Source organism: Bacteroidales bacterium (assembly GCA_021157585.1).
Lineage (GTDB): Bacteria > Bacteroidota > Bacteroidia > Bacteroidales > UBA12170 > UBA12170.
The window spans coordinates 1-8,146 of record JAGGWH010000182.1; the positions used below are offsets into that span (position 1 = coordinate 1).

7 protein-coding genes and 3 tRNA genes are annotated in these 8,146 nt (G+C 34.4%); 1 reads left to right on the top strand and 9 read right to left on the bottom strand.

The window, feature by feature from the left end; genetic code table 11:
• Positions 1-53: 53 nt before the first annotated feature.
• From J7K39_12585 to J7K39_12610, 6 genes are all read right to left on the bottom strand, one after another.
• Positions 54-126 (bottom strand) — tRNA-Gly (locus J7K39_12585).
• A gap of 304 nt (positions 127-430) precedes the next feature.
• Positions 431-512 (bottom strand) — tRNA-Tyr (locus J7K39_12590).
• Between the two features lie 71 nt (positions 513-583).
• A tRNA-Thr gene (locus J7K39_12595) sits at positions 584-657 on the bottom strand.
• A 146-nt stretch (positions 658-803) separates the two neighbouring features.
• A complete protein-coding gene (raiA, locus tag J7K39_12600; GenBank protein MCD6180732.1) occupies positions 804-1,103 on the bottom strand; it encodes a ribosome-associated translation inhibitor RaiA in 300 nt (99 codons plus the stop codon).
• A gap of 13 nt (positions 1,104-1,116) precedes the next feature.
• Complete coding sequence (locus tag J7K39_12605; GenBank protein ID MCD6180733.1) at positions 1,117-2,004, bottom strand: tyrosine-type recombinase/integrase; 888 nt, start codon at positions 2,002-2,004, stop codon at positions 1,117-1,119.
• A gap of 69 nt (positions 2,005-2,073) precedes the next feature.
• Positions 2,074-2,265, bottom strand: coding sequence for a 30S ribosomal protein S21 (locus J7K39_12610; GenBank protein ID MCD6180734.1), 192 nt, complete (start codon positions 2,263-2,265; stop codon positions 2,074-2,076).
• Between the two features lie 280 nt (positions 2,266-2,545).
• On the opposite strand from J7K39_12610, the gene J7K39_12615 reads away from it, so the two are divergent.
• Positions 2,546-6,343, top strand: coding sequence for a T9SS type A sorting domain-containing protein (locus J7K39_12615; protein MCD6180735.1), 3,798 nt, complete (start codon positions 2,546-2,548; stop codon positions 6,341-6,343).
• A 179-nt stretch (positions 6,344-6,522) separates the two neighbouring features.
• Here the strand turns inward: J7K39_12615 and J7K39_12620 are convergent, their stop codons facing one another.
• The 3 genes from J7K39_12620 to J7K39_12630 form a co-directional block, all read right to left on the bottom strand.
• Positions 6,523-6,987 (bottom strand): helix-turn-helix domain-containing protein, encoded by a 465-nt coding sequence (locus tag J7K39_12620; GenBank protein ID MCD6180736.1) that lies wholly within the window; start codon positions 6,985-6,987, stop codon positions 6,523-6,525.
• The gene (locus J7K39_12625; GenBank protein MCD6180737.1) at positions 6,977-7,288 is read right to left on the bottom strand and encodes a type II toxin-antitoxin system HigB family toxin; all 312 of its coding nucleotides are present in this window, start codon (positions 7,286-7,288) and stop codon (positions 6,977-6,979) included. Before J7K39_12625 ends, J7K39_12620 begins: the two co-directional genes overlap by 11 nt.
• Positions 7,289-7,700: 412 nt before the next feature.
• A partial coding sequence (locus J7K39_12630; GenBank protein ID MCD6180738.1) for a hypothetical protein occupies positions 7,701-8,146 on the bottom strand: 446 nt, incomplete at its 5' end.

The window sequence follows — 8,146 nt, forward strand, 5'->3', positions numbered from 1 at the left end:
ACCTCTTCCTTACCAAGGAAGCGCTCTACCACTGAGCTACATCGGCTGAATTGAGCGGGAGACGAGGCTCGAACTCGCCACCTAAAGCTTGGAAGGCTTTCGCTCTACCAAATGAGCTACTCCCGCTGATTCCGCGCAATCACTTATTATTACTTTCTTTCAAAATAATTACAAGCTACTCTCGCATAATTTATATAAGAAAAAATGAACTAAAATTCGTCAGCCAACGTATTTTAACCCACAGAACAAATCTGTTTTTCAAGTTTTCTAATTTTTCTTTTTTCAAAGAACTCCAATTATTGTGGGGAGAGGAGGATTACTCGCTTCGCTCGTGAGACTTCGTGTTCAAACCTCCGAAAGCTTAGTGAGTCACAAATAAAATCTGTTTCTCTTCTTCCCGTTTTCTTTTTTCAAAGAACTCCAATTATTGTGGGGAGAGGAGGATTCGAACCTCCGAAGGCTTAGCCAACAGATTTACAGTCTGCCCCGTTTGACCGCTCTGGAATCTCCCCAATAATTTCTTTCAAGATGTATATGTACTCGTTTAAATTGATTTAAACTGTCGCCTATTTAACATTTGTTGAGCCGATGGAGGGATTCGAACCCCCGGCCAGCTGATTACAAATCAGCTGCTCTGGCCAACTGAGCTACATCGGCAAACACTGTAAACACAGTAATAACAATACCTTCTATGCACTAGCTCTCATAAAAAAAGCAGCCCCTCTCTCAAAAAGGACTGCAAAAATAGAAACTCTTGGCTTATTATCAAAGCTTTTTTATCTTTTTTTCTTATTTTTAAATGATTACACTTTTCTTTCTTTCTCCTTGTGTTTCAGTAATTGTCGACGTGTAGCATCTAAACATTCATCAACAGCTTCTTCAAATGTTTTAGCTTGTTTTTTTGCAAACAGATCACCTCCACGAATAAAAAGTTTTACTTCAGCAATTTTATTTTCTTTCTTATCAGACTTATCAACCTTTAAGTTGACATCGATACTGAGAAGTCCATCATGAAAAGTAGTTAACTTTTTAACTTTAGTCTGAATGAGTTGCTTCAATTTTTTATCAGCAGTAAAATGAATTGAATTAATATTAACGTCCATTTAACCTCCTTTTTTAAGCCTTTGGATGGGCTAGTTTATAAATATTTTTTAATTTTTCTATAGTGTTATGCGTATAAATTTGCGTTGCCGCTAAATTGGCATGTCCTAATAACTCTTTAACTGCATTCAAATCAGCTCCATGATTTAGCATATGAGTTGCAAATGTATGACGCAACACATGAGGACTCTTCTTTTTTTGCGTACTCACTTTGCTAAGATAGTTATTTACGATTCGATAAACAAGCTTAGGATACATCTTTTTACCTTTTACAGTAAGAAAAAAATACGGGTCTTGAGATTGTTCTGTTAAAGCATTTTCCTTAAAGCCTAAATAAGAATCAATTAATGAAAAAATACTATTGTGAATAGGAATTAAACGTTCTTTATTTCTTTTTCCTAAGACTTTAATAAGTTTACTATCTAAATTAACATCGCTAGATTTAAGCCCGATAAGTTCTGCACGGCGTATTCCGGTCGCGTAAAACAGCTCTACAACTAATCGATCGCGTGCTTCTTCAAAAGATTCAGGAGTTTTGAATTCAGTTATAAGTAAATTCATACTTTTCTCTTCAATAAAAACAGGAAGCTTCTTTCGCGCTTTTGGTCCGGTAATCTTCAAAACCGGATTATGATCTATCTTTCCTACCTTTAATAGGTATCTAAAATACGACTTAAGTGTACTGATTTTACGATTTACTGTTCTCGGACTATTCCCTTCTTCCATCAACAAAGCAATCCAAGAGCGAATAAAAACAAAGTCTACTTCTTTAACTCTTTCAACTTGATATGTTTCTTTAATAAAACCTGAAAACTGTTCTAAGTCCTTGGAATAGGAATTTAAGGTATGCACCGAATAACGCCGCTCAAATTCTATATAATTAAGGAAATCCGATATGAACATAAAAAAAGCCTTTAGAATTTTGTAAATTTACAAAAAACCCTAAAGGCTACTCAATCTATTCAAAGATTTTTAGTCCATTGCGTCCCGCAAACCTTGTACGTAGATTGCCTTTAATTTTTGCTCTCGCTTGATAACAGAAGGTTTAGTATACTTCTGACGGTTTCTCAATTCTTTTACAACACCTGTTTTTTCAAACTTACGTTTAAACTTCTTTAAGACTCTGTCAATGCTTTCGCCTTCTTTAACCGGAACAATAATCATAGTAAATAACTCTCTTTCTTTTATTTAAATAAATTTATTTAACTCCTGAAACTCTCGTTTCATAAAAGTGGCTGCAAAGATATAAAAGTTCTGAGCTACTGCAAAATAAATTTCTTTTATTCTCATTTGAAAAAATCATCCCCTAATGATGCTGAAACTTCACAAGCTTATTTCCGTATATCTCACACTTACGTCGTAATATGTTACACTTACGAATTAGACCCTTCTTTACTTCAAAACAACCTTTTTTGTGTCTACTTTTGTATGTTAGTCTTAATCTATGATAAAGAGAATTATACTTCTTTCTTTTCTTCTCTCGAGCCTGTTTATTTATGCTCAGGATGTAAATCTGTCTTGCCCACAATTTGGCGATACACTTACAAATCCTTCTGAACTAAACATTATCGCTTCATCTTTGGATTATAACGCGGGAGAACCTGCTCATCTTCACATTATTAATGCGGAAGGCGGCTATAGAAAACTTAAGCTTGGAAATAACCCAACAACTATTTACAATCCTAAAGTAAATGTAAGCAATGGAGGAAATAATCAAGTTCGAATAATTCTACGCGATATTTCAGGAACTGTCGACTGGTCAAAAATAAGATTCCGACCTTCAAGCATAGGCTCACTAAGTTTAAAGCCCTATGTTGATGAAGTTGGAGGTGTAAACTCAGCGTGGACTACCATAATTATTCCTTTAAGCGATTTCGATACATCAATAGATTTTAGTCAAATAGCATTAATAGAATTCCCATACAGCGCAGATGCTGTACCGTTTGAAATGGATATTGCAAAAATTGAATTTTTTGGCGGATCCACACCTTATATATGGTATGGAGATAACAAAACAGACAATATACATGATGGGTTTGGCGGTGCCGGACAATTAGTTGCTAGTTCAGAAGCTGCCGTTGAAGCCGAAAACACATTAGAGTCCATAGAATTATATGTCAATAATATTCTTGTAGATTCAGACAATACTTATCCCTTTGAATTTAATATTACATTAACCGACCTTGGCGAAAACACAATTTATTCAATAGTGCGGTTTAATGACAACAGTTCTAAAACATCAGATATTTACACTGTTTTTCTTGAAGAATTTATTCCTTTAGATTTAAGCATTAGTCTAACAGAGCCGAAGAATAATGATACCGCTCTACTCAATACAGCTTTTAAAATTCAAGCCGAAGTGTTGGGTGCTGATCCAAGTCAAGCAGCCTATTTATCAGTTCAAAATCAAAATTCAGGTTATCTAAAACTAAAACTCGGTTATGACCCCATTAATATTTATGCACCTGGAAAAAATGTAATTGTCGGTGGAAACGACAAGCTTATAATTACTTTAAAAAACGAAAGTGGTTTCAACAACTGGTCAAAATTAAAACTACGTCCAAAATCTTCAGGAAGCCTCAATCTACAATCTTATGTGGATAATGTTGGAGGAATTGGCAACGAATGGACAACAATAGAAATTCCACTATCTGATTTTGATTCTTCCATCGATTTCAGCAACCTAAATTATATGGAATTCCCATACAGTGCAGATGCTGGAGCTTTTCAGTTGGCAATAAAAGATATTGTATTCTCAGGTGGGGATCAGGAATTTAGATGGTTTGGAGAGGGTAAAATTGACAATAGTCACGATGGATTAGGAGGTGCTGGTCAGTTAATTGCCGAAATAATTCCAGCTCAGTCCAATGAAAACAATATTCAAAATGTAGATTTTTATATTGACAATCAGCTTATTGCAACTGATAATTATTTCCCTTATAAAACAGAGTATTTTCCTGAAGAGGAAAGTGAATATACGGCTTATGCGAAAGTCATAACTCAAAATCAACAAAGTGAAAATAGCGCTACCGTCACCTTCTTAGCTTTAAAACCAGAAAATCCAGTTTCAGATTTAAAAATATCATTCCTCGAACCCAATACTGGCGATTCCGCTTTGGTGAATCAAGTATTAAGCTTCAGTCCCTTTATTGAAGGCGAAGATTTAGAACCCGATATTTACTTAAAAACATGGAATACGGAAACGGGATACCGTAAGCTCAAATTTGGATACGATGAAAGATATATCTATGGGCAATTTCAAGATGTTATTGCTGGCGGAAACGATACTTTAGAACTTATTCTAAAATCATTCTCAAGCCATACAAACTGGAACAAAATAAGAATTCGCCCTTCTTCTCTTGGCGTACTCACGCTAGAAAAATACATCAGTAATGATGCCCAAGATTGGGTAAGGATTAAAATACCTTTGAGTGATTTCGACACTTCTATAGATTTTAGCAATCTTTCATTTATTGAATTCCCTTATAGTGCCGATGCTGGAGCTTTTGAAATTGGAATCAAAGAAGTAAGCTTTATTGGTGGATCAACACCCTTTGAGTGGTTTGGATCCAATCATTATAATAATGCTCACGACGGAACAGGAGAAAGCGGACGTATTTTTGCACAGTTACAAATACCAAATCTAAATCCAATAAAAGCAGACACCGTATATTTTATGGTAAATGGTATTCAGGAAAGTTATTCAACAGTGCCTCCTTTCCTTTTTGAATATGAATCTTCTGAAGAAACCAACAGCTCATTCAGCTTTAAGCTTATTGATACGTTTGGATATTCAATATCTTCAGAACCGATTGACATTAAGTTTTACCGCTTTCATAGTGAAGATTACTCCGTTTTAACGCTCACTTTTGATCAAGATCCTGGAGATGTTCAAGTAAACTTAGCTCCTTTAAAATACAATAAAGATTTTGCCTATAGTTTTACATTGGATGATGGAAAAATCGATGGCTATTCCTATGCTTTTAAGCTATTAAATGGAGGTGATATTTTTGAAACAGGAGAATCTTTTGAGGGGATATTTTATTCTGATGGTTGTAACAATGCAGTTCCTTTCAAGGGATCGGTTGCGTGGAACAGTGTAAGCTCATCGTTTTACGATATCCATATCAACACACCAGATTACATCACTTGGCCACAATTGCAAGAAATAATTGCGGCCGATTGGGATGTATTAAATCACAGTTATTCTCACGCAGCTTATGGCGATACAGATTATAACTATCAAATCACTGAGAATCAAAATGCTGTTTTAGAAAAAGCGGCTTATGAAATGACTCATTTTGTGATTCCTAGCGGCGATTTAAATTATGTAGATCCAGCATTTTCTTTAGGTATGCAAGCGGTTTATAGCAATAAATTCGATTTTCTAGGTTATGGAACAGGCATTGATATTGATTCTCCATTTAATACAGAAAACCTAAAAATTTACCGTCGATATATGTACGATGATGCATTCAACACATCAAACATTATGGATAAAATAAACGAAGTTGCTGAACAAAGTCAAAATGGAAATCATATTTGGTGGCACGATTTTACACATCGTGTAATTCCAACGCCAACGGGTGGGAGCTTAGTTTGGGATACTTTTAAATATTATATGCAAGAGATCGCTGAAGTTTATGGCATTGAAGGTTCTGATCGTATTTGGTTTGCTCCGCCAACAGAAATTTTAAACTATTTAAAAATTCGGGAAAATACAGGCTTGAACTTTGAAAAAGCGGATAACACAGTAACTGTTTATTTAAGCACTTCAGAAATCCCAACAAATTTTGAAGATTATTTCTTAAGCCTTAACATTTCTGCTGATGCGGAATTGCTTTCTGTAAATCCTCAATTTGGCGCAAATGTTAGTTTTGCAAATAGTAGTGCCACAGAAAAATTGATAAATATTGAGTGGTCGCAACCAACGATGAAAAGAATGCAAGCCATTGATATTTCAACATCTACTGAAGAGATAAACGATTTCAGTATCTCAATATATCCCAATCCAATAAATACCCCCAGATTAAACGTCGATATAAATTCTGCTACAGCAGAAGAATACGATATTCAACTAATCAATACTCTTGGTCAAAAAGTATTTTCTCGATTTTTTAACGGAAAAGCAGGACAAAATAGCTTTGCATTACAACTACCTCAGCTTCAAGCAGGAGTTTATTATTTAAGAATTCAAAACGAGAACCAAATTATTAAAATGGAAAAAATTCTTATCCATTAAATACAAAAACCTGTCAGAAATAATTCCAACAAGCTCTCTAATCATAACAGGAAAAATTTAGATTATTTGGGGAATTTTTCACGAAACTTCATTAGTTTAAATATTCAACATGTTTTACTTGGTTTTTTATTCAACCTTCAGACTTGTAGTCTGCGAGAACCTGTTTATTTTTTTGAATCTTAAATCAATGCTGCTGCTCTCCCACTTAAATAATCTCGGATTGATGATATATTCAGAAGTTCCTCTTTCTTTTCTGCTTCTAATTTAATCTTTTTATTTCCGCCCATTAACGATTCCAATGGGATTCCTAAATAGCGATTCAGAAGAGTTATCATCTTTAATGTTAAGGTTCTTTTACCGTTCAAGACTTCAGAAACTCTTGTCTTGCCTCCAAAAAGAGGAGCTATATCAGCTTGTTTTAGATTCATCTGTTCCATCCTAAACTTAATTGCCTCTACGGGATCGGGAGCTTCCATAGCATAGTTCTCTTGCTCATACTTTTCAACAAGCAATGATAAGAGTTCTATTTCCTCACCTTCAGCAGTAGCTGGTTCAATGGGAATTGCAGAGCTATTAATAAGACTATAAATCCTCTCGCAAGCTTCATTATATTCCTGTTTTGTTTTTATTATTTTAGTTTTCATAACTTACCGTTTTTGCATTTATCTTATCATATTCCTCATGTGTTCCAAGCCATACAATAAATACTATTTTTAGTTTGTATTCAATATCGACAATTAGCCTATAATCATTCCCTTTTATATTAAACACAACTCTTTTTGAGCTTATTATACTTGCATTTCCGTACTTTGCTTTAAGTTCCTTTGCATTATTCCAAGTCGAGAATTTTACTTCATAAACCCAAGATTTTAATGATTCAACTGCCCGTTTGTATTTCCTTTGCTTGCAGTAATCAGTCAGAGTTTTTTCTTTTATTATTCTCATATTTTGCAAAGATAACAAAAAGTTACCTTATTTGGTAACTTTAAGGATGAATTATCTTAATTGATGATATCTTCCGAAAAAAAATAATAAAGTTGAGGAGGTAAATTATTCTCTTTGTTTTTCTTAGTAACGTAAATGTAGTGAATATTCCCAAATCCAAAACCACATTGTTTTTAGGAGTAAAGCTTTTATACAACCTAATCTATAGATTAGGCAGAGCGGGGAAAATACGGGGTTTTCTTATTCTAATACTTTATAAACCAATGATTAATTAGACTTAACCACTCCTTTTTTATGTAGAGAAAAAGAATCATCATCTCTAATTACTTCGTTTGTATTAGCTTCATAATCATGCTTAAATTCCACACTTCGTATGTTTAAATTATTCTCAGAATCAATTTTATTTCCTCTATTAATTCCCGGTCAAGGATTTTGGAATACGACCGTTAAGAATAGATTCGGAACGTAATCTTCTTCCAACAATCCGCTCAACCATAGCGCCAATTTCCAATACTTTATCAATATCTAGATTAGTTTCTATTCCCATTTCGTCCATCATCACCACCATATCTTCCGTAGAAATCAAACCTACTAAATTTGGATCTTTATAATAATATTTCCCCGTTCCAGCAACAGGCACACCACTAACAAAATTAGCAGGCTGACCACCAATTCCACCCATAGTTGATTCGTAATTGGTCATCCCAGCTTGTAAAGCTGCTAAAACATTGGCCAATCCCCAACCACGTGTTGTATGGAAATGAACAATATGCTTATCTGGTTTTTGAAAATGATCCATCAACATAGAATAATAACGATAAACGCGATCTGGTGAAGCAGAACCATCATGATCAGCGT

Excerpts from the sequence above, each read along its gene's own strand:
- J7K39_12620 (MCD6180736.1), bottom strand. The coding sequence starts at position 6,987 with ATGAAAACTAAAATAATAAAAACAAAACAGGAATATAATGAAGCTTGC.
- raiA (MCD6180732.1), bottom strand. The coding sequence starts at position 1,103 with ATGGACGTTAATATTAATTCAATTCATTTTACTGCTGATAAAAAATTG.
- J7K39_12605 (MCD6180733.1), bottom strand. The coding sequence starts at position 2,004 with ATGTTCATATCGGATTTCCTTAATTATATAGAATTTGAGCGGCGTTAT.
- J7K39_12610 (MCD6180734.1), bottom strand. The coding sequence starts at position 2,265 with ATGATTATTGTTCCGGTTAAAGAAGGCGAAAGCATTGACAGAGTCTTA.
- J7K39_12625 (MCD6180737.1), bottom strand. The coding sequence starts at position 7,288 with ATGAGAATAATAAAAGAAAAAACTCTGACTGATTACTGCAAGCAAAGG.
- J7K39_12615 (MCD6180735.1), top strand. The coding sequence starts at position 2,546 with ATGATAAAGAGAATTATACTTCTTTCTTTTCTTCTCTCGAGCCTGTTT.